Annotated in this window: 24 protein-coding genes and 1 pseudogene; 15 read left to right on the top strand and 10 right to left on the bottom strand. The window is 64.9% G+C overall.

Annotated elements, in window-relative coordinates; translation table 11 throughout:
- Nucleotides 1-3 precede the first annotated feature (3 nt).
- The 7 genes from ACOJB8_RS36575 (at nucleotide 4) to ACOJB8_RS36605 (ending at nucleotide 9,662) form a co-directional block, all read left to right on the top strand.
- Nucleotides 4-918, top strand: a complete 915-nt coding sequence (locus ACOJB8_RS36575; protein ID WP_342948681.1) for a LysR family transcriptional regulator — start codon at nucleotides 4-6, stop codon at nucleotides 916-918.
- A 131-nt stretch (nucleotides 919-1,049) separates the two neighbouring features.
- Nucleotides 1,050-2,447, top strand: coding sequence for a dihydrolipoyl dehydrogenase (locus tag ACOJB8_RS36580; protein WP_475017047.1), 1,398 nt, complete (start codon nucleotides 1,050-1,052; stop codon nucleotides 2,445-2,447).
- 52 nt (nucleotides 2,448-2,499) lie between these two features.
- Nucleotides 2,500-3,480, top strand: a complete 981-nt coding sequence (locus tag ACOJB8_RS36585; protein WP_475017048.1) for a zinc-dependent alcohol dehydrogenase family protein — start codon at nucleotides 2,500-2,502, stop codon at nucleotides 3,478-3,480.
- Between the two features lie 566 nt (nucleotides 3,481-4,046).
- Nucleotides 4,047-4,937, top strand: a complete 891-nt coding sequence (locus ACOJB8_RS36590; protein WP_342948679.1) for a LysR substrate-binding domain-containing protein — start codon at nucleotides 4,047-4,049, stop codon at nucleotides 4,935-4,937.
- Between the two features lie 101 nt (nucleotides 4,938-5,038).
- On the top strand, nucleotides 5,039-7,093 hold the full coding sequence (locus tag ACOJB8_RS36595; RefSeq protein WP_342948678.1) for a LamG-like jellyroll fold domain-containing protein: 2,055 nt from the start codon (nucleotides 5,039-5,041) through the stop codon (nucleotides 7,091-7,093).
- An 11-nt stretch (nucleotides 7,094-7,104) separates the two neighbouring features.
- Entirely contained in the window at nucleotides 7,105-7,380 is a 276-nt protein-coding gene (locus ACOJB8_RS36600; RefSeq protein WP_342948677.1) for a hypothetical protein, read from the top strand.
- A 149-nt stretch (nucleotides 7,381-7,529) separates the two neighbouring features.
- Nucleotides 7,530-9,662: a phosphocholine-specific phospholipase C gene (locus ACOJB8_RS36605; protein ID WP_342948676.1), complete on the top strand. Its 2,133-nt coding sequence runs from the start codon at nucleotides 7,530-7,532 to the stop codon at nucleotides 9,660-9,662.
- 117 nt (nucleotides 9,663-9,779) lie between these two features.
- Here the strand turns inward: ACOJB8_RS36605 and ACOJB8_RS36610 are convergent, their stop codons facing one another.
- Nucleotides 9,780-10,679, bottom strand: a complete 900-nt coding sequence (locus ACOJB8_RS36610) for a TauD/TfdA dioxygenase family protein (RefSeq protein WP_069263279.1) — start codon at nucleotides 10,677-10,679, stop codon at nucleotides 9,780-9,782.
- A 179-nt stretch (nucleotides 10,680-10,858) separates the two neighbouring features.
- Between ACOJB8_RS36610 and ACOJB8_RS36615 the strand changes: the two genes are divergently transcribed.
- Nucleotides 10,859-11,179: an AlkA N-terminal domain-containing protein gene (locus ACOJB8_RS36615; protein ID WP_475017069.1), complete on the top strand. Its 321-nt coding sequence runs from the start codon at nucleotides 10,859-10,861 to the stop codon at nucleotides 11,177-11,179.
- 28 nt (nucleotides 11,180-11,207) lie between these two features.
- Here ACOJB8_RS36615 and treA read toward each other — a convergent pair whose 3' ends face one another.
- The 4 genes from treA to ACOJB8_RS36635 all read right to left on the bottom strand — a co-directional run bounded on the left by treA (nucleotide 11,208) and on the right by ACOJB8_RS36635 (nucleotide 14,866).
- Nucleotides 11,208-12,902 carry an alpha,alpha-trehalase TreA gene (gene treA, locus ACOJB8_RS36620; RefSeq protein ID WP_342948675.1) on the bottom strand — a complete coding sequence of 565 codons (1,695 nt, stop codon included), beginning with the start codon at nucleotides 12,900-12,902 and terminating at the stop codon, nucleotides 11,208-11,210.
- Between the two features lie 306 nt (nucleotides 12,903-13,208).
- Nucleotides 13,209-13,511 carry a chemotaxis protein gene (locus ACOJB8_RS36625; protein ID WP_069263274.1) on the bottom strand — a complete coding sequence of 101 codons (303 nt, stop codon included), beginning with the start codon at nucleotides 13,509-13,511 and terminating at the stop codon, nucleotides 13,209-13,211.
- Between the two features lie 67 nt (nucleotides 13,512-13,578).
- Nucleotides 13,579-13,914 carry an SDR family oxidoreductase gene (locus tag ACOJB8_RS36630; RefSeq protein WP_475017052.1) on the bottom strand — a complete coding sequence of 112 codons (336 nt, stop codon included), beginning with the start codon at nucleotides 13,912-13,914 and terminating at the stop codon, nucleotides 13,579-13,581.
- Nucleotides 13,841-14,866 carry an SDR family oxidoreductase gene (locus ACOJB8_RS36635; protein ID WP_368683105.1) on the bottom strand — a complete coding sequence of 342 codons (1,026 nt, stop codon included), beginning with the start codon at nucleotides 14,864-14,866 and terminating at the stop codon, nucleotides 13,841-13,843. Before ACOJB8_RS36635 ends, ACOJB8_RS36630 begins: the two co-directional genes overlap by 74 nt.
- A 180-nt stretch (nucleotides 14,867-15,046) precedes the next feature.
- Here ACOJB8_RS36635 and tkt point away from each other — a divergent pair, with 180 nt between their 5' ends.
- A complete protein-coding gene (gene tkt, locus ACOJB8_RS36640; protein WP_475017055.1) occupies nucleotides 15,047-17,164 on the top strand; it encodes a transketolase in 2,118 nt (705 codons plus the stop codon).
- Nucleotides 17,165-17,173: 9 nt separating this feature from the next.
- Here tkt and ACOJB8_RS36645 read toward each other — a convergent pair whose 3' ends face one another.
- From ACOJB8_RS36645 to ACOJB8_RS36655, 3 genes are all read right to left on the bottom strand, one after another.
- Nucleotides 17,174-17,461 carry a DUF1488 family protein gene (locus ACOJB8_RS36645; protein WP_324157344.1) on the bottom strand — a complete coding sequence of 96 codons (288 nt, stop codon included), beginning with the start codon at nucleotides 17,459-17,461 and terminating at the stop codon, nucleotides 17,174-17,176.
- 48 nt (nucleotides 17,462-17,509) lie between these two features.
- Nucleotides 17,510-18,529 (bottom strand): chemotaxis protein CheB, encoded by a 1,020-nt coding sequence (locus ACOJB8_RS36650; RefSeq protein ID WP_475017057.1) that lies wholly within the window; start codon nucleotides 18,527-18,529, stop codon nucleotides 17,510-17,512.
- A gap of 72 nt (nucleotides 18,530-18,601) precedes the next feature.
- Nucleotides 18,602-18,763 carry a DUF1328 domain-containing protein gene (locus tag ACOJB8_RS36655; RefSeq protein WP_042267338.1) on the bottom strand — a complete coding sequence of 54 codons (162 nt, stop codon included), beginning with the start codon at nucleotides 18,761-18,763 and terminating at the stop codon, nucleotides 18,602-18,604.
- Between the two features lie 154 nt (nucleotides 18,764-18,917).
- Here ACOJB8_RS36655 and ACOJB8_RS36660 point away from each other — a divergent pair, with 154 nt between their 5' ends.
- The 3 genes from ACOJB8_RS36660 to ACOJB8_RS36670 are packed head-to-tail and all read left to right on the top strand — an operon-like array spanning nucleotide 18,918 to nucleotide 20,018.
- Nucleotides 18,918-19,319, top strand: coding sequence for a BON domain-containing protein (locus ACOJB8_RS36660; protein ID WP_342948671.1), 402 nt, complete (start codon nucleotides 18,918-18,920; stop codon nucleotides 19,317-19,319).
- Between the two features lie 51 nt (nucleotides 19,320-19,370).
- A complete protein-coding gene (locus tag ACOJB8_RS36665) occupies nucleotides 19,371-19,553 on the top strand; it encodes a hypothetical protein (RefSeq protein WP_069263253.1) in 183 nt (60 codons plus the stop codon).
- A gap of 33 nt (nucleotides 19,554-19,586) precedes the next feature.
- Nucleotides 19,587-20,018, top strand: a complete 432-nt coding sequence (locus ACOJB8_RS36670) for a CBS domain-containing protein (RefSeq protein WP_069263251.1) — start codon at nucleotides 19,587-19,589, stop codon at nucleotides 20,016-20,018.
- A 61-nt stretch (nucleotides 20,019-20,079) separates the two neighbouring features.
- Here the strand turns inward: ACOJB8_RS36670 and ACOJB8_RS36675 are convergent, their stop codons facing one another.
- Complete coding sequence (locus ACOJB8_RS36675) at nucleotides 20,080-21,429, bottom strand: cation:proton antiporter domain-containing protein (protein WP_368602661.1); 1,350 nt, start codon at nucleotides 21,427-21,429, stop codon at nucleotides 20,080-20,082.
- A gap of 114 nt (nucleotides 21,430-21,543) precedes the next feature.
- Complete coding sequence (locus ACOJB8_RS36680; protein WP_342948668.1) at nucleotides 21,544-21,942, bottom strand: GNAT family N-acetyltransferase; 399 nt, start codon at nucleotides 21,940-21,942, stop codon at nucleotides 21,544-21,546.
- 253 nt (nucleotides 21,943-22,195) lie between these two features.
- Here ACOJB8_RS36680 and ACOJB8_RS36685 point away from each other — a divergent pair, with 253 nt between their 5' ends.
- From ACOJB8_RS36685 to ACOJB8_RS36695, 3 genes and pseudogenes are all read left to right on the top strand, one after another.
- A complete protein-coding gene (locus tag ACOJB8_RS36685) occupies nucleotides 22,196-22,585 on the top strand; it encodes an ester cyclase (protein ID WP_475017071.1) in 390 nt (129 codons plus the stop codon).
- Nucleotides 22,586-22,943: 358 nt separating this feature from the next.
- A complete protein-coding gene (locus ACOJB8_RS36690) occupies nucleotides 22,944-23,762 on the top strand; it encodes a sulfotransferase family protein (protein WP_368683109.1) in 819 nt (272 codons plus the stop codon).
- A gap of 181 nt (nucleotides 23,763-23,943) precedes the next feature.
- Nucleotides 23,944-24,531: pseudogene (locus tag ACOJB8_RS36695) on the top strand (LysR family transcriptional regulator).
- Nucleotides 24,532-24,576: the final 45 nt, after the last annotated feature.

The raw sequence follows: 24,576 nt of genomic DNA on the forward strand, positions 1-24,576 counted from the left end.
GCCATGAATCCCGCTGACCTCCTGCCCCTGCTCCCCGATCTGGCCACCTTCGCCCGCGTGGTCGACGCCGGTAATTTCTCGGTCGCGGCCCGCCAGCTCGGCAGCACCCCTTCCACGGTGAGCCGCCAGATGCAGCGGCTCGAACGCGCGCTCGGCACGCGCCTGCTGGAGCGCTCCACGCGCAGCCTGCGGCTCACGGAATCCGGCGCCGAAGTCTACCGTCACTGTACGGACATGGTCGAAGCCGCCGCCAGCGCGGCGCAAGCCGCCAGCCGCCTCACCGACCGCCCGCATGGCCGCGTCAGCATCAGCGCGCCGATTTCGTTTGCGCAAAGCGTCATTCATCCGCTGATTTCCGGCTTCCTGCGCGCGTATGAGGAGGTCGCGGTGCAGCTCATCTTTACCGACCGCGACGTCGATCCGGTACGAGACAGCGTCGACATCGTGATTCGCCCGACGCCCACGCCGCCGCCGGGGCTCGCGGCGCGCGGGCTCGGCACGCTGCAGTGGATGCCGTGCGCGTCCACCGGCTATCTGCGCGCGCACGGCACGCCGAAGCACCCGAAGGACCTCGCCCGCCACGACTGCCTCTATCTCGGCGAAACGCCCGACGACAACCGCTGGACCTTCCGGCGCGGCACACAGACGCATACCGTCGAGGTGAAGGGCCGCTATATCGCCAACGACGTGGGCGCGCGGCGCGATGCGGCGCTCGCGGACTGGGGCATTGCGAGCCTGCCCGAATTCGCCGCGGCGGATGCTCTGCGCGACGGCCTGCTCGTGCGTGTGCTGCCCGAGTGGTCGCTGGAGCCCCGTGCGTACAGCGGCCCGGTGTGGATGCTCTATCCGCCCAACCGGTTTTTACCGCCGAAGGTGCGCGTGTTGATCGACTGGCTCGCGCAGCACATGCCCGGTTGACCGGCGGCCCGCGCCCGGCCGCCCGTGAGACGATCGGGCATGAACTTGAGCAGCGCCGACATTCACCCGCGTGTGTGGACCTCCTAGACTGGGTCATGGAAACGAATGCATGAACCCCTCGAGGAAACACGATGCAAACCCTGCGAACGGATGTCGCCATCATCGGCGCCGGCACGGCCGGACTCTCCGCTTACCGCGCCGCGAAGGCGGAAGGTGCAAGCGCGATCATCATTGAAGGCGGCGCTTACGGCACAACGTGCGCGCGCGTGGGCTGTATGCCCTCGAAGCTGCTGATCGCGGCGGCCGAGGCGGCGCACGCGGTAACGATGGCGCCGCGTTTCGGCGTGAATCCGCTCGGTATGGAGATCGACGGCCGGGCTGTGATGAAGCGCGTGCGCAGCGAGCGGGACCGGTTCGTTGGGTTCGTTGTTGACAGCACGCTCGCCCTGCCCGAAGCGGACCGCCTGGTCGGGCACGCCCGCTTCATCGACGACGGGCTCCTCCAGGTTGGCGAGCATATACAGGTGCGCGCAAAGAGCGTCGTGATCGCCACGGGCTCGACGCCCACGGTACCCGAGTCGCTCGCCGGACTAGGTGAGCGGCTGATCGTCAACGACGACGTGTTCGCGTGGGAGGACTTGCCGCGCAGCGTGGCGGTGGTCGGTGCGGGCGTAATCGGTCTGGAACTCGGCCAGGCGCTTGCGCGGCTCGGCGTGCGCGTGACGTTGTACGGCGGCTCGCACGGCAGCGTGGGACCGCTCACGGACCCGCGTCTGATCAGCGAAGCACACCGCGTGTTCGGCGCAGAAATGCAGTTCGAGACGCAGGGACGTGTGGTATCGGCTACGCGCAGCGACGCGGGCGTGACGCTGCGCTATGCCCGTGCGGATGGCACGCAGTCCGAAGCAACGTTTGATTACGTCCTGGCAGCAACGGGCCGGAACCCCAACGTGGCGAAGCTGGGCCTCGCAGACACCTCGCTCGAACTCGACGCGCACGGCGTGCCGCGTTTCGACGCGGCTACGCTGCAAGTCGGCACCGCGCCGGTGTTTTTGGCCGGCGACGCGAACGACGTGCTGCCGCTGCTGCACGAAGCCGCCGACGAGGGCCGCGCCGCGGGCCGCAATGCGGCTCGCTTTCCCGAAGTCGAACCCGTTGCGCGCCGCGCACCGCTAGCAGTCGTGTTTTCCGATCCGCAGATCGCCATGGTTGGCAAGTCACATCGGGAACTGGTGGAAGGCCGCTTCGTGACGGGCGCCGTGAGCTTCGAAGATCAGGGGCGCAGCCGCGTGATGCTCAAGAACCACGGCTTGGGCCACGTGTACGTGGAGCGTGCGACGCGGCGCTTCGTGGGTGCGGAATGGCTCGGGCCGGCGGCGGAACATATCGGGCACCTGCTCGCGTGGAGCGTGCAGATGGGATTGAGCGTGGACGACATGCTGGCGATGCCGTTCTATCACCCGGTGGTCGAAGAAGGCTTGCGCACGGCTTTGCGAGACGCTGCCTCGCAGCTGAATCACAAGGGCTGAGCGAATCTCGCGTGGCTAACCATTTCAATTCGCAACGGCACACACACTAACAATGAAAGCACTCGTCCTCAGCCAGTACGATGGTCCGCTCGAACTGACCACGCTCGATCGCCCGGAACCGCAAACGGGCCAGGTGCTCGTGCGCGTTCATGCTGCGGGCCTCAATCCGCTCGACGTCAAGATTCGTGCGGGGAAGGCCGATCATGCGAAGCATCCGCTGCCGCTCGTGCCCGGCATCGACATGGCAGGCGTGGTGGAAGCGGTCGGCGCGGGCGTCACGCGTTTCGCGCCCGGCGACGAGGTGTACGGCATGACGGGCGGCGTGGGCGGCATCCAAGGTTCGCTGGCCGAGTACGCTGCCGTCGACGCGGACCTCCTCGCGCGCAAGCCCGCGAATCTTTCGATGCGCGAAGCCGCCGCGTTGCCGCTTGCGTTCATCACGGCGTGGTCGGGCATCGTCGATCGCGCACACCTGGCGGCGGGTCAGAGCGTGCTCGTTCAGGGCGGCGCGGGTGGCGTCGGCCACGTGGCCGTGCAGATTGCGCGCGTGCTTGATGCGACTGTCTTCGCGACGGGGAGCACGCGCAATGCCGATGTGATTTCGCAACTGGGTGCGACGCCTATCGATTACGGCGCGCTGAGCGTCGAGCAGTACGTTCAAGCTCATACGGCAGGTGCCGGGTTTGATCTCGTGGTGGACACGGTGGGTGGCAAGACGCTCGATGCTTCGTTTGTCGCGGTCAAGCATTTTGGGCACGTGGTGAGCGCGCTTGGGTGGGGCACGCATGCGCTCGCGCCGCTGTCGTTTCGTGAGGCGACTTATTCGGGGGTGTTTACGCTTTATCCCCTTTTGAGTGGGGAGAACCGTGGGCATCACGGTGAGATGCTTGGTGAGGCTACGCGGCTTGTCGAGGCGGGGCAGCTTAAGCCGCGGGTGGATTCGCGGCGCTTCTCGCTGAACGACACCGAGCGGGCTTATGAGGCTGTCGCCGACGGGAGTGCGGCTAGCAAGGTTGTGGTTGAGATTGGTTGAGGGTAGGTTGTGCTGCGTCGCGGCGCTATACATCCGGCGACCTTGATCGCATATGGATTTTAAAGACTGCTTCGACGCATAGAACTAAGCGGTTGCTGAGTGGCCTTATTTAACGGCTTTTGCTGAAAGGCAACAGCTTTGCTCAAAGCGAGAAACGCGGAGCCGCTCGATAGCTGCCTTGGCGACGCCATGGAAATCGTTCAGAATGTCGACGACCGAATGAGAGATTACATCTACGTGGACCGCTCGGAATACACCCCGCCGGCATTTGCCGAGCGATTAAGCGAACGCATGGTCGCAATATAGCCCACCGATCGAGCAAATCGAAGAATTGCCGGACAATTTCATGGGATTGGACGACGTACTGGCGTTCGCCGGTGCTGCCCGCCCCGTATCTCGAACGGTAAATCGCTACCGCAAGGAAATGACTTCATAACTCGGTAGCGCGTGCCCCGGATAAAGCTTCCAGTCCTTACGTATCTCACGAACGTGGGACTGCACCGGTGGTGTGCGGTCACCCCACATGCTACATCCCCTCCGCCGGATAATGTCTGGGAAAACAGAAAATGCTCGCTCCTTTGCTTGCTGCATTCTACGAAACGGTTCGACAGGGCAGCGTCACGGCTGCCGCGCGACGGCTGGGGATAAGTCAGCCCACCGTCACAGCGCGCATCCAGCAGCTCGAGCAACGGTACAGCGTGCAACTCTTTCATCGACGCGGCAGCCGCCTTGACGTGACGAAGACCGGCGCGGCGCTCATGCCGTTCATTGACCGGATGACGCAGGCGGAGAGCGACATCGACTTCGTACTGCGCAACGAGTGCGAGTTGTTCGCGGGCAGCTTCCGGCTCGGGACCACCGGCCCCTACTACGTCCTGCCGACCATCGCCGCATTTCGTCGCCGCTATCCTCACGTCCAGATCGGCATCGAGATCGGCAATTCGCAAGCCGTGCTCGACGCGCTCGCGGAGCATCGCGTCGATATCGCGGTCTCATCCCATTACGTGGACGACGCGAGCCTCGAGTTGCATCGCATCGCGAGTGATCGGCTCGTACTCGTCGTCGAACCTCGCCATCCGCTTGCGGGGCAGCGCAACGTCGACTTGAACGTGCTCGCGGCCGAAACGCTGCTGCTGCGCGAACAGGGCTCGTGCACGCGCGCCGCAACGGAGGCCGCGCTTGGGCAGCGCCGCGTGGAGCCTCGCGCGCTCATCGAGATCGGCAGCCGCGAAGCGATCTGTGAAGCGATCCGCCTCGGCCTCGGCTGCGCCCTGATGCCCGCGGGCGAGGTGCCCCTTGGCTCAGCGCTCGTTTCCGTGTCCATCGAGCCGGAATGCCCTGCCGTATACGAATATCTTTACCACCTGCGCAGCCGTTCGGGCGCGCGTCTCATCACCACATTCATGGCGACGTTGGCCGAGACCATCGGCCTCCCCATAAAAAAAACCGATACGTGAATCGGGGATCTTTCGCAGAACGCAATATAGGCGTCTTGCCTGCTGCCTAATATCGCCCTCAATCGCTGGATACACCGGCGAATCTTTGCAGGGGGATAACCATGACAAGACAGGCATTCGTATACGCCGCATGTGGTCTCGCACTCGTCACAGCGCTCGGCGGTTGCGGTGGGGGCACGCAATCGGCGGCAAACCGGACCTTTTCAGGCGACGCGGCGATCGGATCATCGGGCACAGCCAGCGGCACGCTCAACAAGATGCTCGTGATCGAGCTCGACGGCGTAACCTATAGCGCCCTCACTGCAGGCATCGCGGGCGGCACTCTGCCGAACCTCGCGAAGCTGAACATTGCGCCTGCCTATAGTGGCGGCGTGAACAGCACGCTCAGCCAGCAACCGAATCTCGATATGCCCGGCTGGGCCACGATCGTGACCGGCTCCTGGGCCGACCGCCATCAGATCGAATCCGACGCGCCAAAACAGGCGCTGCACGCGCCCACCGTATTCTCAATATTGAAGTCCGCGGGTGCGGGCAAGTTGGGTGCAGCCGTCGATTCGCCCGGTTTCGCCTCGATCCTGACGCCCGACCAGAACGCCGGCTACATCGACACCGTGGTCAACTGCGCCTCAGTCGACAGCTGCGTGACGACTCAAGGCAAGAGCATGATCGACAACGGCTACTCGCTCGTCGTCGCCCAGTATCACTCCGCCGAAGACGCCGCTCTCAACTGGGGCCTCAACTCGTCGAATTATTCAGCCACGCTCGCGCAACTCGACAGTGCCGTCGGCACGCTCGTCGGCGACGTGTCGCAACGCAGCGGGGAGAATTGGCTCGTGCTCGTGACAACCAGCCACGGCCTCAATGCCGCGGGTGGCACCGACGCCCTGCCCCTCGCGCCGGAGTCGACGAGCTTCATCGGCATCAACCAGCAACCCAACGGGCGCCTCACCAATCCGGCCGCCCCCACCTCGCTCGCGGACCTATATACCCGCGCCAGCATTGCAGACATCACGCCCACGCTGCTCGCCTATTGGGGTGCGCTGCCGAGCGCGGTGACGTACGCACTCGATGGCGGCGAACTGGTCGGCCAGCAGCCGGTGTCGCAGCTCATCGGTGTCACCGGCAGCGACAATGCGAGTACGGTGCTCAGTTGGACCCCGCCTTCGAGCGGCGCGATCTCGGTGCTACGCAACGGCCAGCAGATCGCCACGCTCCCTGCAGGCACGACGACGTACACAGACAGCCAGCTCGGCGTCAGCACGACCGGCGCCTATACGTTCAACTACGTGGTGGCCGCGGGCAATGCGCCGCTCGCGTCGCTGATCCAGATCGAGTATGTGGCACCCCCTCCGCCCCCGCCCCCCGCTCTCGCGACGACGCTGACCAACGGCCTCTCGACATACTATGCATTCGGCGCGCTGCCAGCCGCCGACAAGATGGCGGCCAGCACGCTCGGCCCCTGGGCGGCGGATGCGAACGGCGGCTCGCTTACGCCAGATCCGTTTGGCGGCCAGGGTCTCAAGGTGGATACGAACATTGTCGACACGAATGGGTACGACGGCTACAAGCTCGTGCAGAACAACGACGTGACGAAACAGCCGCAGTTCACCATGGGCTTCTGGGTCATGACGTCTTGCCAGAATCTCACGGGCAACGGCACGCCAATCTTCTCGAACAAAAACTACTACTCGGGGGGCAACCCCGGTATCACGATCGCGCTGTTCCCGGGTTCTGGCACGAGTTGTAACGTGCGCTTCAATATCGGCGACGGGACTACGCGCAACGACATGAGCACTGCGACCATCACCGCGAACAAGTGGGCCTACGTAGCATTCACAATCGACACGGTCGGCAAGACCATGACGGGCTACGTGTTTGATCCCGTGCTCGGCGAAGAGAAGTACACGGCCTCGGTCACGGTGACCGCGTCGAAGCTGCCGGGCCTCGGCGCTTTCGGCCTCAACGAGGACGGCACAGGCCAGTACTACATGAACGCGTGCAAGGACACCCCGCCCTACACGCCTGGCAAGTGCGCGGCTACGCCCCCGGATGTGCAGTCGTTCAGCGACCTCGCGCTCTGGAACCGCACCGTCACTGAGGCTGAACTGAAGACGGTCTTCGCTTCGGGCAAGCCGCTCTCCACCCTTCTCCCGTAAGAGACTCCTCGATGAATGCGAATAGCTTTCCCGCAATGCACGGCGCACAGCACCTGCACCGCAGCGCCTTAGGTGCGCTGCTCACCGGGCTGCTGTGCACGCTGCTCGCGGCCTGCGGCCCCGGTTCGAACGGCGGGTCTTCCGCGCGAGCGGTTGCGGCCGCGGGTGCGGGTGGCGCAAGCGCGCCGGTCGCGATCGTGGCGGCGCCCGCCTCGGGCAGCTACGCGGCCCTTGGCGTGGCCGCCTCGCAGCCGCTGCTCAACACGCAGTTGAACTGCGCGCCTTGAACGTCACGCGAACCGCGCGCAAGGCGTGCCCAGCGCAGGCCCGACGCACGGTTCGCGCTGCACGCAAAGCGCCTGTGCGTGCCCCTCGGTTCGGCCCTCGTAGCGCGCGGCTGCGCTCGAAAACAACGTAGAAGAAAACCCACCACATCATGACTTCATTGGATCGCCGTCAATTCCTGCGCGCCGCGGCGGCCGGCGCGACGTTCAGCGTGTTCCCGCCCGCCATCCGGCGCGCGCTCGCCATTCCCGCGAATAACACGACCGGCACGATCAACGACGTGCAGCACGTCGTGATCTTCATGCAGGAGAACCGCTCTTTCGATCATTATTTCGGCACGCTACCTGGCGTGCGCGGCTTCGCCGACCGCTTCACGATCCCACAGCCGGGCGGCTCTACTGTCTGGCAGCAGAACGACGGCAGCCGCACCGTGCTACCGTTCTATCTGGACAGCACCAAAGGCAACGCGCTGCTTGCGGGTGGCGCGCATTCGTGGACCGACACGCACAGCGCCTGGGATAACGGCCGCATGACGCAATGGCCGAAATCGAAGGGCGACGTATCGATGGGCTATCTGCAGTCCGCCGACCTCCCCTTTCACTTCGCCCTCGCGAACGCCTTCACGATCTGCGACGCGTACCACTGCTCGCTGCACGGCGGCACCAACTCGAACCGCATCTTCATGTGGACCGGCACGAACGGCCCCACCGGCTCTAACTATGCGGTCGTCAACAACAATGGATGGGACGGCCTCGGCCCGTCGGCGACGGGCCTGACATGGACCACCTACGCTGAGCGTCTGCAAGCCGCGGGGGTGAGCTGGAAGGTCTACGAGAACCAGCCCGATAACTACGGTGACAACCCGCTCGCTGGCTTCGCAGTGTTTCGCAAGGTCAACGAAACCATTTCCGGTTCGCCGAACGCACCCTACACACCGGCAATGGAGGCGCTTTCGCCGCTCTATAAGGGCATCGGCAACACGATGCCCGATGGCGGATTCCTGCAGGCCCTCGCCAACGACATCGCTGCGGGACAAATGCCGCAGGTGAGTTGGATCGTTTCGCCGGGGGCGTATAGCGAGCACCCTGGATCGTCTACCCCAGGCCAGGGCGCTTACTACCTCCAGTTACTGCTCGACACGCTCACGGCTAACCCCGATGTCTGGAGCAAGACCGTGCTCTTCGTGAACTACGACGAGAACGACTGCTTCTTCGACCATATGCCTGCGCCCAACCCGCCTTCCCCGAATGGCAACGGCACTTATGCCGGCAAGTCGACGGTCACGACGCAATACGAATATTTCACCCTTCCCAATCCGCCGGGCGACTCTTCACCGCTCGCACCGGACGGCCAGCCATACGGACCCGGCCCGCGGGTGCCGATGTTCGTCGTGTCGCCGTGGAGCACGGGCGGCTTCGTCAACTCTCAGGTCTTCGACCATACCTCGGTGCTGCGCTTCCTCGAACAGCGATTCGGCGTGCGCGAAACGAACATCAGCCCGTGGCGTCGCGCAGTATTCGGCGACCTGACCTCCTGCTTCAACTTCAGTAATCCAAACGATACGGCCGTCGCGCCGCTCCCCGCACCGACCAAATCCGCCGCCGATGCCCAGAGTGCGCAGCAAAGCGCGCTCGGCGCGGTGCCGGTGCCTTCGGTCGCGAGCCAGACGATGCCAAAGCAGTCGCTAATGGCGCGTCCGTCGCGTGCCCTGCCGTATCAGCTGCACACCAGCGCCAATGTCGACACGAAGAACGGCAACGTGTGGCTCATCTTCAGCAACACCGGAAGCGCGGGCGCTGTCTTTCACGTCTACGACAAGCTGCATCTCGACAAACCACCTCACCGCTACACGGTGGAAGCCGGCAAGGAGCTTTCGGATGTCTGGACGCCAGCCGCTGCGGATGCGGGCGCCTATGATCTTTGGGTGCTCGGCCCGAACGGCCTGCACCGCCAGTTCACCGGCAACGTTACCAAAGCGAAAAGCGGGCCCAATCCTGAGGTTCGCGTATGCTATGACACGGGCAACAACGCCGTTTATCTGACCATCATGAACACAGGCAGCGTCGCCACCAATACGACTGTCACATCGAACGCGTACCGGAGCGATGGTCCGTGGACCTACGCGGTTCCGCCAGGCATGCAGGTCGAGCCGTACTGGTCGGTGACGTCATCGAATGGCTGGTATGACTTTACGCTCGCCGCCGAGAACGGCGTAACCCGCCGATTTGCAGGGCGGGTCGAAACGGGGGCGGACAGTGTCAGCGATCCCGCAATGGGGAGCTAAATGTGCCGCGCGGTTCGTGCAGAGGCGGGCCGCTGCGCATAGCGCCGCCGTTCGAGCGAGCCCGGCACCCACGACATACGATGGATTCGCTATTCTTCTGTGCTGTACCTGGGCGCGTCAAAACGGCGTGTCGCCTTCGATAGTGGTGCGATAGAGCTTACGGCGCAGATGATCGGGCGTGCCCGCCGCGAGGTGCATGAGCGAGCGGTTGTCCCAGAACACGAGATCGTGCTCGCGCCATTCGTGCCGGTAGCAATGCTCCGCACGCACGCTGTGCGCGAACAGCGCGTCGAGTAGCGCGCGGCTTTCGTCTTCCGGTAGATCGACGATGCGCGTCGTGAAGTGCTCGCTCACGAACAGCGCCTTGCGGCCCGTTTCCGGGTGCGTACGCACGACGGGATGGACAACGGGCTTGACCTGCGCGATCTGTTCCGCTGTCAGGTTCGGCCGCCACGGGCTGCGCGCCTGGAGTTCCGCATAGCGCGCGAGATAGGTATGCTCGGCGCGCCGCCCCTCGACGGCGCTGCGCAAATGCGCAGGCAGCGTGTCCCATGCGAGATGCATGTTGGCGAACAGCGTGTCGCCGCCCTCTGCCGGCAGCTCCTGTGCATGCAGCAGCGAGCCGAGGCTCGGCTTCTCCTTGTACGAAAGATCGGAATGCCAGAAGTGTCCCGCGTCGCCAAGGCCGATGGGCTTGCCGTTCTCCACGATGTTCGAGACGATCAGCACCTCCGGGTGGCCCGCCAGCGCGAACTGATGCAGCACGTGGATCTGCAACGGCCCGAAGCGGCGGCTGAATTCGACCTGCTGCTCCGGCGTGATGCGTTGGTCGCGAAACACCAACACATGGTGATCGAGGTGCGCGCGATGAATGCGCGCGAAATCTTCGCGCGACAGCGGCTCTGCGAGATCGAGGCCGACCACTTCCGCGCCGAGCGGTGCACTCAAGGGAAGAATGTCGAAGCGGTGGGACGCGTTCGACGCCGCAGAAGCGGTAAATGTCGCGGTGGTAGTCACGCAGCATGCCTTTCAGGTAAGCAACAGCTTCAATCTACGTGATCCGGCCACCGGCTGACAACGAAGCAAATCCGATACGTTAATCCGTTCGAGTCATAAAGGCGCTGTTAAGACATACGGCTGCACAAGTCGCAGACCGGCGCTCAGGGCCCGAATACTTATGTCCAAATCTGGCCAGAATCCGCTACGCGCTCGAAGTCACCTTGCCGATCTCGCTGATGCGGGCCGTGGGGCAGCTTCTGCCGCGCGTCAGGCGTCTATTCGATCTGGACGCGCGCCCCGATCGGATCGATCCGCAAGAAGACGACTGCCTGACCGGTCTCTTCTTCGTGGGCAAAAAGCACCTTCCGCAGATGTCGCTCACGCGCATTGGAACCGCAGCGCCGGCGCTCGCACTTTACGCACAGCGGCAAATCACGCAGTTCTCTGCCGGCGAAAGACAGGACTTCGGACTTCCGATCGCATTGCCTGGAATGAAACTAAAACGGACCGCTACGTAGCCGCGCCGGAAGCGGTCCGCTCTCACACTTACTGACCGCCCCCGTACATATCGAGCAGCATCAGCGTCACGCCGTTGGTCCAGCCAAAGCCGTCCTGCAACGGGTATTCGCCACCCCCGCCGCCGCCCTCACCTGCGCCCTCGACGATATATTTCTCGACGAGCTTTTGCTGCGTGTTATAGACGTTCTCGACGTCGGCAAGAAAACGCGTGCCGACTGGCTGCGCGAGATCGCTGCGCCCGTATTGCTTGAGGCCCTGGATGGCGATCCAGTGCAGCGGCGCCCAGCCGTTCGGCGCATCCCATTGCTGGCCGGTGTTGTAGGTCGACGTGGCGAGGCCGCCCTGCTGGAGCAGCACGTTCTGCATCGTCTGCGCCGTCTTCTTCGCGCGCTCGGGCCACGCCACGCCCGCCATCAGCGGATACATCATCGCCGGTGTCTGGTTGTCGCGCGATTTGCCGAGTTGCCAGTCGTAGTCGCCGTAGTAGCCCTTGTTGTTCCAGAGGTAACGGTTGATGCCTTCGGCGCGGCGCGCGGCGTAGCCGGCGAACTGCCCCACACAGCCGAAATCGCGCGCGACTGTGCAGGCGCGCACGATCGTCGTTTCCAGATGGAACAGGAGGCTGTTCAGGTCGACCGGAATGATCGACGTGGTGCGCACCGTCCAGAGGTTCTGGTTGTCGCCGAACCAGCGAGAGCTGAAGTCCCAGCCGCTTTCGGCGGTGGCGCGCAGGTCGCGGTAGACCGCATTGGCGGGGCGGCCCGTGGCCTGCTGCGCGGTCTGGACGTCTTCGATATACGACTCGTCGCGCGGCGTGTCGAGTTCGTCCCAGTAACGGTTGAGCACCATGCCGTCGCGCAGCACGACCACATTGCGCGTGGCTTGCCCACGCGGCGTGCTGCTCGCACCCTGCATCCAGTACGCGTACTCCTTACGCAGCGCGGGCAGGTACTTCTGGTACACGCTGTTGCCTTCCTTTTGCGCCGCGAGTTCCACCATGTACGAATAGAACGGCGGTTGCGAGCGGCTCAGATAATAGGTGCGATTGCCGTTCGGGATATGGCCGAAGGTGTTGATCATGTACGCGAAGTTGTCGAGCATGTCGTCGACGAGATCTTCATGGCCCGACTCCTGAAGCCCGAGCATCGTGAAGTACGTGTCCCAATAATAGCCCTCCCGGAAGCGCCCGCCCGGCACGACATAGGGCTTCGGCAGCGGCACGAGCGAGCTGTTGTCGGGCGCCGACGTGGTCGTGCGCGTGAGCCCGGTCCAGAGCCAGTCGATATGCTGGCGCAGGGTCTGCCCCGCAGGCGGCGTGATGCTCTGGTCCGGCGGCGGCGTGAAGTATTGATTTACGAAATTCTGCAACGAGAAGCCGGGTTGGTTCTTCTGCGTTTCGTAGAGCTGAACGATGGTTGCGGGGTCCGTGTTCGGCGTCGAATCGACGAAGGTCTTCTGGTCGGAGAAGATCTGAGCGGTCTGCACCGCCACGAACAGATCGCCGTACAGAATATCGGGCGCAGGCGGCAGCGGCGCGCCTACCTGGGTGTCGGCAAAACAGTTTGCACAGGCGAGCAAAAGCGTCGCGATACTGGCCGCGCTGATCGCAGTGCGGGAACGCTGCGGCGACTTTCGGGGCGGGAGTGACTGTAAGCTGGCTTGAATGCGATGCGCATCGTTTGGCGATGCGGCGTGGATGCGAGACTGCAGCTGCGTGCTCATGTTGCCTCCTTGGTGTTGGGGCACTTCGCTGGTCTCCTCGCACCGGCCCGTTCACGCCGTTTGTTTGCGGCGTGCGGGTCCGGCTGGATGCGCAATGGCATCGCCGGGTCCCGGGCAACGAGAGCATCGCATGACTTCGCACACCGAATCAACTGCGGCGTGATAGTGAGTGAAAGTGCGGAAATTTATGCCGCCGATCTGGCGGAAAGGACACGGCACATCGGTAACAGTGGCCGTGCTGCGGCGACACATGTGGTAGAAATGCGGGCGCCTGGCACGACAGCAATATCGCGGGCGCCCACCTGTTTAAACATCGCCCAGATCGTCGATGCGATCCGGATGCACGTCGCCGTCGGGTTCCAGCGATTCGTCGCCGTCTGCCGCGGCGCGTTCGCCCGTGCCCGCCCTATCGGTGTCGCTCTGCGCTTCGTCTTCGCCCGCTTCGAGCGCATGGTTGTCGAGTTCCGTGTCGCGGTCGAATTCGTGGCGCTTCGCGCCCTGGGTGTCGCTGCCGGAATCGGATGAATCGCCCGGGCCCAGCGAGCCCGTGTCGTGCCCCGGCGGCATGGAGTCGGGAAGATCGTTGTCGGGGTCCAGCGTGCTGTTCATCGCAGGCTCCTTGTATTGTCGATGCGACTACGAAGCGCGCAGAACGCGTGCCTTGCAAAGCGCGCCCTCACGCCTGCCGCGGCTGCCCGTTCGAAGCGCTCGACCCGCCATCCACGGGAATATTCGCACCGGTGATGAAGCGCGCGTCGTCGCTCGCGAGAAACACGATTACGCCCGCGATACAGCACGTCGAAGCGCCCGAAACGCGCGACCGTAGCGTCGATGAGCACTTGCACCGATGCGCCGTCGCGTACGTCGGTGAGGTGCACCAGCGCGCATGCGCATCCTGCGTGCCGAACGTGAGCGGCGAGCGTGCGCCAGCGATACGATTACCTGCGTGAGCGCGCCTGCCTGCGCAAACGTGCGAATGCCATCGCCACGCCAAAGACACCCATCGCCACACCGCCCATCAACGCATGCACGTGGCGATCGGTGAAGAGCGGCGCGCCGCCATTGCGGGCTTCACGGTCGAAGCGGCCGTGCGCGCCGATCTCGCCCGGCACGGGTGCATGCAGGTTGTCGGGCACGTCGGGCGCGCGCGGGTGGCCCGTCAATTGTCCGCGATACCCTGCATGCGCGAGATAGCGGTCGAGCAGTCCCGGCGCGATCAGGTCGGCAATGATCGCGCGCACCGTGGACCAGCCCAGCCAGAGCGTGCGCCGCCGATGTTGCGCAGCAAACAGAATGGCGCGCGCGGCGACTTCGGGCTCATACACGGGCGCAACGGGCCGTGCCTCCTGCCCGGTACGGTTGGCTGCCCAGTCGAACTGCGGGGTGTTGATGGCGGGCAGATCGACCAGCGAGATGTGCACGTCGAGGCCATCGTGAATCAGCTCCGATCGCACGGCGTCGGTAAAGCCGCGCACCGCGAACTTCGCGCCGCAATACGCAGATTGCAGCGGAATTGCGCGCGAGGCGAGCGCCGACCCCACGTTGACGATCGCGCCGCGATTGCGCGTGCGCATGCGCGCGAGCGCCGCCATCGTGCCGTACACCTGGCCGAGATACGTCACCTGGGTCGCACGCTCGAAGTCGTGCGGCGAGATCGACGAGAGCGGCGCAAAAATGGTCGCCATGGCGACGTTCACCCAGACGTCGATGTCGCCCAGTTCGCGCTCGACCCGCGCCGCGGCTGCTTCGACGGCTTGTGCGTCGGCGACGTCGGTGGGCACCGCAAGCGCGCGCACACTGTAGGCTGCCTGTAATTGCGCAGCGGCCCGCGCGAGCCGTTCGGGTTCGCGCGACAGCAGCGCGACGTCGTAGCCCGCTCGCGCGAACGCTTGCGCAGCGGCGCGGCCCACGCCCGCGCCCGCACCGGTGATGAGAGCAATTTTGCGTTGTGACGTGGTGCGCATCGGGGCCGGTAATCGGAAAGAGGAGTAGTCTCAATCCGCAAAGGCTATGCCCATCGGTTCCTGACGCGATCCAGAGTACGGTGCAAACCGCCATGCGTTGGCTGGCACCGCGTTTGCGCGTCCATCCCTTCGCGCGCTGCCGCCCGGTTGCAGTGCGCCCCTGCCGAGGAGTCTCCGCTCATGTCATCGAACTCATCGTCGAATGCCAGGCCCACGAAAGCCGACCCATCCGATCTCGACCGCCTCGTCATCGACACGATCCGAACCCTGTCGATGGACGCCGTGCAAAAGGCCAATTCCGGCCACCCCGGCACGCCCATGGCGCTCGCGCCGCTTGCGTACCAGATCTGGCAGCATCATCTGCGTTACGACCCTGCCGCGCCGCTATGGCCCAATCGCGACCGCTTCGTGCTCTCGAACGGCCACGCTTCAATGCTGCTGTACTCGCTGCTGCACCTCGCGGGCGTGCAGGCCATCGATGAAAATGGCAAGCTCACGGACAAGCCCGCGGTTTCGCTCGACGATATCAAACACTTCCGCCAGATCGACAGCGTGACGCCGGGGCACCCGGAATATCGCATGACGACAGGTATCGAGACGACCACCGGGCCGCTCGGCCAGGGGCTCGGCAACAGCGTGGGCATGGCCATGGCCGGGCGCTGGCTCGAGCAGCACTTCAATCGCCCGGACGCCAGGATCTTCGACTACCGCGTCTACACGGTGTGCGGCGACGGCGACATGATGGAAGGCGTCTCGCATGAAGCGGCTTCGCTCGCGGGCCATGTGGGTCTGTCGAATCTGATCTGGTTCTACGACAGCAACCGCATCACGATCGAGGGCCATACCGACCTCGCCTATAGCGACGATGTCGAAGCGCGCTTTCGCGGCTACCACTGGAACACGCTGCACGTGGACGACGCGAACGACATGAATGCCATCGAAGCCGCCATCGAAAAAGCGCAGGCCGTGACCGACAAGCCGACGCTCATCGTGGTGAAGAGCATCATCGGCTGGGGCGCGCCGAACCGGCAAGACACGGCGGCGGCGCACGGCGAGGCGCTGGGCGAGGACGAGGTGCGCCTCGCCAAGCGCGCGTACGGCTGGCCCGAGGACGCGCATTTCCTCGTACCCGATGGCGTGTACGAACGTTTCGCGCAAGGCATGGGCGCGCGTGGCAAGGCAGAGCACGAAGCATGGAAGCAACGCTACGACGACTACGCGAAGCGCTACCCCGAGCTAGCGAAGGAACTGAGCTTGATGCTCGATGGCAAGCTGCCCGACGGCTGGGACGCCGATATTCCCACCTTCGAGGCCGACGAAAAGGGCATGGCCACGCGCGAGTCGTCGGGCAAGGTGCTCAACGCCATTGCGCAACGCGTGCCGTGGATGATCGGCGGCGCCGCCGACCTCGCGCCCTCGACCAAAACCAATCTCAAGTTCGAAGGCGCGGGCAGCTTCGAGCGCGATCACTACGACGGCCGCAACCTGCACTTCGGCATTCGCGAACATGGCATGGGCGCAGTCTCCAATGGCCTCGCGCTTTCGGGCTTACGGCCGTTCGCGTCGACGTTCCTGATTTTCAGCGACTACATGAAGCCACCGATCCGGCTCGCCGCAATCATGGAGCTGCCCGTCGTTTTCGTGTTCACGCACGATTCGATCGGCCTCGGCGAAGACGGACCCACGCACCAGCCGATCGAACAGCTCGCCTCGCTGCGCGCTGTGCCGGGCCTGCTCACGCTGCGCCCCGCCGACGCCAACGAAGTCGCCGAGTCCTGGCGCGTAGCGCTCGCACGTTCGCGCGAACCGGCCTGCCTGGTGTTGTCGCGCCAGCCGCTGCCCACCGTCGACCGCAAAAAATACGCGAGCGCGGAAGGCGTGCGGCGCGGCGCATACGTGCTAGCCGACGCACCCGACGGCAAGCAGCCCGAAGTCCTGCTGCTCGCCACGGGCAGCGAAGTTTCGCTTTGCATTGCCGCCTATGAGACGCTGAAACAGGAGGGCATCGCAGCGCGCGTGGTCTCGATGCCGTCATGGGACGTGTTCGAACTGGAGGACGAGGCGTACCGCGAGTCGGTGCTGCCTGCGCACATCCATGCACGCGTGGCCGTGGAGCAGGCGGCGACACTCGGCTGGGACCGCTACGTCGGCCGCTTCGGCTCGCAGATCGTGATGCACACGTTCGGCGCCTCCGCGCCGCTCAAGGCGCTGAAGACCAAATTCGGCTTCACGCCGGAGCGCGTGGTCGAAGAGGCGAAGAAGCAGATTGCGCGCTGCAAGGCTGGCGCGAGCGAGTAGTACGAGTAGTCAGTGCCTGCCGGTGCCGTACATGCGCAAATAGCCGCTGTGCAGCATCACGGGCTTGCCGTCCGTCTCTTCGATGAGGCGGGCGGCCGCCGCTTCGATTGCGTCGCGGTTGCGGTGAAATGCCTGGCGCAGATCGGGCTCGCGCAGCGATCTCGCGCCGAAGCGGTCTTCCAGCGCTTCGGCCGTAATGGCACAGTCCACAGGGACGGAATCCGCCACGGCAACAAAGGTTAGCGCGAGCTCCTCCGTGTCGTACTCGACCGGTCCTTCGGGAAAGGTGATGTTCATGATCGATGGACTCCTGAATTGCTTGCCGACCAATCTGCTCGACGCGTCCTAGCCGCTCACGCCGGATGTACGCGCCACCGCGCGTAGCGCTTCAAGCATGATGGCTTCGAGTTCCTGCGCCCTCGCCACGCGCGCGCTTTCGACTACGAGGAAGTCGCTGTCGCCGGAACGCTGAGCCCAGTCCTTGCGTGCGCGGGCGTACACCAGGTGCTCCCTGACGGAGCGCGCCGCGGTCCACAGTGCGCGCTCCACGTGACTGACGATGCCCTCCTCCAGCGACATCTCCGAAAACGCGTGACCCGTATGACAACGGTAACGGTGTGGACGCGCGTTCTTTATCTGCCAGAGCGTACCGCCGCACGCGGGGCATGTGAGGGCCGTGCGCTCGCCGACGTTGTCGAGTTCTTCGGGCGAAACGAACCCGCGCGCGGCCACACGCGCCTCTTCTTCAGTTTGCGAGCCCGCTTTCATGGCACGCTCCTTAGCCAGGGTAGCCAATGGCGCCGCACGCACGGCGTCGCCGATCGCGGCAGCCATGTCCTGAATGCCGGCCACCGTCGCCGCGCCGTCTACCGCGCGCAGGGCCGCTGCAGGCATGGACGACGCTTCGCATTCCTGCGGATCCTGCACGAGACACGCGCCGCCACACGCGCGAATCGCTGCGAGGCCCGCTGAGCCATCGTCGAGATCGCCGCTCAGCACGACGCCGACCACCTTGCTGCCGTACGCCATGGCGGCGCTGCGAAACAAGGGATCGGCGGCGGGCCGCGAGAAGTTCTCGGCTGCGCCATCGGAGAGCCGAAGGCGCCCTTTCTCGACGATCAGATGCCGGTCGGGCGGCGCCACGTAAATCCGGCCCGCCCGTATCACTTCGCCATCGGCGGCGTGGGCGGCTGGCAGCGGACCGCTGCGCGACATCAGTTCGGGCAGCGTACTTTTGTGGCGGCCAATATGCAAAACCACGCACACGGCGGCCGGCAAATCGCCAGGGAGCCCGGCCGCGAGCGTACGCAGCGCAGAAAAGCCGTCGCGCGAAGCGGCTATGACCACGATTTTCAACGGTTCCATGCCGCTTTCTCCCCGGCGCGCGCATCATGCATGCCCAGGCGAAGTGGCGCCTTGACCGCCGCCGGGGAATGTTTATCGCCTCGTGATGCCAAATAGCAAGCTCGCCAGAAAGAGAATCACGAAGATGACGAACAGAATCTTGGCGATGCTCGCGGCGCCCGCCGCAATCCCGCCAAACCCGAACACAGCCGCGATGATGGCTATCACGAAGAAAACGATCGCGTAGTAAAGCATTGCCGGCTCCTTTGAAAAGGTCTCCCCGCCTATGCGCACCGGCTGTGCCCGAACCGGCTTTTGCGAGAGCGATGCGTGTCTCGGGACGCGCCGAGTGCTGCGGCACGCCTGTTGCGGCAGGCAAGTTGTGGCTCTCAAAGTGAAGGAGGCTACCATGTACCCGTTGCAATGCGCCTTGCGCGCGGGCCTCGTCGGCCTCTGTGCCGTGCTCGGCACGCAGTTGGCGCTTTCCCAGAGTAGCCCACAGGCGGGCAGCGGCGAGTCTCAGCACGCCGCGCGGCCCAATCAGTTGCCGCCGCACAACCTCGCGGGGGGCAATCCGGGGTACGGCGGCGAGGCAAGCGATACGTTCATCACCGCCCACGCAAAGGCTGCGCTGATGGCTGCAGACGGCGTGAACTCCAGCGACGTGCACGTCACCACCCAGCGCGGCGCCGTCACGCTCACGGGCACCGTCCCCGACGAGGCGCAGCGCGACAAGGCCGAAAGCGTGGTCCACGGCCTCGACGGCGTGGTCTACGTAACGAACGAGCTGAAAGTGTCCAAACCGCAGTAGCACGCAAGTGTCTCACCTCCAACCGCCATGGCCTCTCCACAGGAGTTATTCATGCCGATGCCGTACGCCTGCATGACGTCGTTTCATTTGCCGCCGCCCGATCCGCTGGACGACCCGCAACGCCCGCCGCTGCCGCCGCAACCGGACGACCGCCCGCCGCCCACGCTGCCCGAAGGCGATCCGCCGCCGCACGTGCCGCCCGAGCGGTTCGAGCGCGCGGCGCAATTTGCATGAGAAAAGACACGACAACCACGAAAGGAGAAGACAATGACCCAGGTTCGCGAAGTGATGTCACGCGAGGTCGTCCATATCGCGCCAGATACGACAATCCGGCACGCCGCAGAGCTCATGCGCGACCATGACATCGGCGCGCTGCCGGTATGCGAAGGCGAGCAGATCGTCGGCATGGTGACCGACCGCGACCTCGCCATGCGCGGGCTTGCCCAGGGTTGCACGGGCGAGGAAACGGTCTCGCACGTGGCCACCTCGGGCGTCCAGTGGTGCTACGAGGACGAAGACGTGAACGTCGTTCAGCGCCGCATGGCGGAGGCGCAGGTGCGCAGGCTGCCGGTGGTGAACCACGAACGCGAACTGGTCGGCACGCTCTCACTCGGCGACATCGCCACGCGCTGCGACGGCGCGCAGCGCGAGCGCATCGCCAATACGCTCGAAGACATTTCCCAGCGGCGCGTGCCGTAACCATCGGGCTGGATGCGGCACGACCCGGGTCTACATCGATGCGTGCCGCGCCACCCGCCGGCTAGTCGTACGCTTGCCTCGCGCGCACGCCGCGCTCCGCTGCTGCGAGCGCTTCCTGGCGCCGGTAATAGCGTTCGAGCACGTAGCCCGCCGTCGCGCCGTGCAGCACGACGGACAGCACGATCGCGTCGAGTGCCGCGGGCAGCACGGGCCGCAACACGTCGCCGGCCTCGTCGATGCCCCACACCGCGTAGTAGAACGCACCCACGCCGCGTATGCCCATCCAAGCCATCAGCACGCGCTGCGGCGCGTCCGCGTGCGAACCCGCCATTGCCGCGAACACGGCCAGGGGCCGCGCAACGAACACCAGCACGAGTGCGCACAGCACGGGGCGCAGATCGAGCATCTCGCGCCAATGCGCGGAAATCACACAGCCAATGATCAGCAGTACCGAGAACTCGGCCAGCCGCTCGATTTCCAGTGTGAAGCCCGTCATGCCTTCGGCGAGCCAGGCATGCGCGCGCTGCGGGTCTTTCGCGACCTCGGTGCGCTCGCCGAGTTGCACGCTTTCGAGCGCTTCTGCAGGGCGGCGCTCGCCCGTTGCGCGCAGTTCCTCGTGACGCAGCGCCACGCCCGCCGCGAATACGGCCACGAACGCGTACGCATGCAGCAGCAGCGCCACGCCGTAGGTCACTGACATCAACCCGATCGCGATGAAGCCGTCGAGGCCCACCGCTTCGCCATATCGAGTCCGCAGATGGAACACGATGCGCACGCACAGCGTAGCGAGCACGGCACCCACGAGGAGCGCACCCGCGATGCCCCACGCCACCCACCCGGCGAATGCCGCCGCGTTCTGCGTGCCGACACCATGCACGCCGCACAACGCGAGGCCGAGCAGCGCAAACGGCATCGCCGCGCCGTCGTTGAGGCCGCCCTCGCCCGAGAGCGCGAATCGCACGGGCTCGGCGTCGCCGGCCTCATGAACGCGCAGCTCGTTGGCGAGCACCGGGTCGGTCGGCGCGAGCGCGGCGGCAAGGAACAGGGCCACGCCGGTGGCCGCACCCAACGCCACGCCGAACGCGTACATCAGCGCGACACTGAGCGCCATGGCCAGCACGCCCAGGCGCAGCGGCAAATGCCAGAGGCGGTCGCGTAGCCGCACGCGCAGGTGCATGCCGACCGAAAACAGCGAAATCACGAGCCCGGCTTCTGCCACGACGGTGAGCGTGCGCACGTTCTGCGCAAGGTCGGCATGCACGAGCCCGAGCACACCGGGTCCGACGACCACGCCCACGGCCAGATAGATCATCGCGCCCGTGAGCGGTAGACGCGCGATCGGGCCGCGCGCGAGCGCCACGAACATCAGCAGCACGCCGATCAGCAAAAACCACAGTGCTTCCTCCGGCATCGAAAGACGTCCCTCCTCGTCGATAGTTGCGGCGGTGCGCGGGCCGCAGCCCGCGCCCCAACCCCTCGTTCCCGCAATCTCTGTGCCTCCTGTCGCGCGGGCGGCGCGGCAGCGTCATTCGTCCGCGCGGAGCGGGAGCGCCTTCGCGAAGCACCGCACGTCGCTCAAACCGGCACAATCCGCGAACGGCTCAGCCCGCTCGTAACCGTGCCGTTGATAAAACGCGATCGCGCGCCGGTTGGCTTCGCGCGCCTGAAGAATGACGCGCCGATAACCCGCCCCGGCCGCCACCGTCTCGAGAAAACGAAGAATCGCCGTGCCGGTTCCCGGCCATTCGGGGCGACGGTAGAGGCACTGGAATTCGGCCACCTCGAACGAGAAGCGGCACAGCGCGCCGCAGCCGATCGCGAGGCCATCCATGGTGCGCGCCATGACAAAGGCGCTGCGCGCCGAACCCAGGTCGCCCAGGTAGAACTGCGACTGCACGCTGTCCCCACGGTAGAGCGCCAGCATGGCGCTCATCTCGTCGAGCAGAATGCGTGCATCGAGCGTGCACGCGTTCTCTCTTCGCACCACTGCGAGTGCCGATATGTCTTTCATTGCTCACGCCCTCCCGATCTCGTCGCATCCTCGATGCGCAAGGAGGGTGCCAGGGCGCGGGAGACCGGGCGCGCACGGTTCGCATGCCCATACGGCGCGTTCGAGGCCCCTCACGCCGCTTTCGTCTACCATCGCGTATGCTTCGTCATCCGATCAGGAGACCGTATTGGACGCACAGCAACTGAGCACCCTTTACCGGCGCTACATCGACTGCCTGAACCGGCGCGATTGGGCTTCTCTCGGGGAATTCGTCGCTCAGGACGCGATTCACAACGAACGCCCGCTTGGCCTCGCGGGATATCGCGCCATGCTGGAACGGGACGTTCACGACATTCCCGATTTGCGCTTCGAAATCGAACTGCTTGCCGTCGAGCCGCCGCTCGTTGCCACCCGCTTACGTTTTGATTGCACGCCTCGACAAGTCTTTCTCGGCGTGCCTGTCGACGGGCGGCGCATCGTGTTTTCGGGAAATGTCTTCTACGCCTGGCGCGACGGGAAAATCGCACAGGTCTGGTCGGTCATCGACAAGGCTGCAATCGAGGCGCAACTGTCATGAGAAACCGGCTTGCAGTGACGATTGCCGTGGTTTTCGGCAGCGTGACCAGTTGCGCAGCCGCGCACGCGGCAGGAAATCAGGATGACTCACCTTGCAGTGCGGAAAGTGCTGCGCATTCGGACTCCTCGTATCCGCAGTTCTTTCTTCCCCATGACCTTGCCGAAGTGCATCGCCGATGCGGGCTTCGTTGTGGCCGCAATCAACCTTCCCGGCGCTAGCTCTCACGCTGCCCGGTAGCCCGGCCGGCATAACCGCTTTGTCACCCTGGCCATCGCGGCGTCAGTTTCGCGCCAGCGTCGGCAGGTAAGATCGGTGCAAACGAAGCCATGGCGCAGGACGCAACAGAGGTGAGGGCAGAATGCATTCTTTTCCGCTATTCATTGTCGGCGCACCCCGCTCGGGAACGACGTTCCTCTGCTCGGTTCTCAATGCGCACCCGCACATCCAGCTCACCAACGAATGCCGTATTTTCGCGCTGGTCAAGGAAATGCTGGATGTGGACAGCCAGCGCCCCGATCTTCTTGGCGCGGCCTGCCGCGACCGCTTCAACGCTTATAGCCGGCGCACGCTCGGCGCCTGGGTCGAGCGCTTCTATCGTGAAGACCTCGACATGTCGGCACCGATCTGGGGCGACAAGCATCCCCCTTACGCCGATCCGACGATTCTTTCCGGGCGCACCGGCGCAATCGAGCGCTTGCCGCGCTCCGGATCGTGCCTGAGGCTCATCCACGAGTTGCTGCCCAACGCTCGCTTCATCCATCTTCATCGCGATCCTGGCTGGGTTGCCAATTCTCTGGTACGCAAGCACTGGATCGGGTCCGTCAACGACGGCGTGCGCGTCTGGGGCCAGTATGTGAGCGAGATCATCGACTTCTTCGCCGAAATCCCGAAGGAGCAGACGCTGACGATCGGCTATCGCAATCTCATCGAGGATGCGGATACGACGATCGCCAGCATCAGCCGTTTTCTGGGCCTCGCGGACCCTGCGCCGATGCGCGATTTTCTGCACGCCCAGCGCAGCGCCCCAACGCCGTTCAGCGATCCGGTGACCGATATCGCCGATCTCTACGTCGTGCCGCCCACGCCAACGACGGACAACGCGCTCCTCGCGCTCGCTGAAAAGGCGGCGACGCAGCTCGGCTATTGCGCATCGGCAACTCTTTCGGAATCCCGATAACTTGCGCGCAAGCAGCGCCTGGCATGCGCGGTTTCGCCTGGCATCCCGAGGCGAGTGCAAGCGGCGGTTCTGGCCGCCGCTTGCACCAAACGTGACGCAATGGTTTTGGACTACGCGCGATTCGGGATGGCAGGCCTGGAAGCGATTTCCCAAGCCCACCGTTCAGAAGAGTCCGGGCCCCCTGCGCAAAATCCCGAATTTTGGGCTGCTGCGCGCCTTTGAAGCCGCGGCACGGCTCCAGAGCTTCGCGCTCGCGGCACGCGAACTCCATCTCACGCCGTCGGCAATCAGCCATCAGGTCAAGGAGCTCGAGGCGTATTTCGGGCGGCCGATCTTCAACCGGCGCAATCGCCGCATGGATCCGACCCCGGTGGCGCTGCGCCTGCTCGACAGCCTGAGCCGCGTGCCGATGTGCTCGCCCGCGTTGCTGGCGAGCGCAGGCTCGGTGGAAGCGTTAATGCAGGAGGCCACGCTGATCGACAGCCCCTCGAGCCGCGTGACCTGGCGCGACCGGTTCGCCGCGAACGGTCTGCCGTTGACCGACCGGCCGCGCCCGTTGTTCGATCGCGCGGCGCTGGCGATTTCGGCGGCGGCCGACGGCATGTGCATCGTGCTCGAAAGCACGCGCCTCGCCGAGCGCGAGCTTGCGCGCGGCGATCTGGTGGAGGTCGGCGCCGACCGCTTCACGCGCTTTTGACGCGAAACGCATTTCCTTTCGTGCCGCACGACCGACGTCAAGCAGAGCCGCCTGGCCGTATTCCGGCAGTGATTGCTGGCGCAAGCGTCGGCGGGGTGAGCGCTTGCGTTCGTCTGC

The organism is Paraburkholderia sp. BR10141 (genome assembly GCF_056155635.1).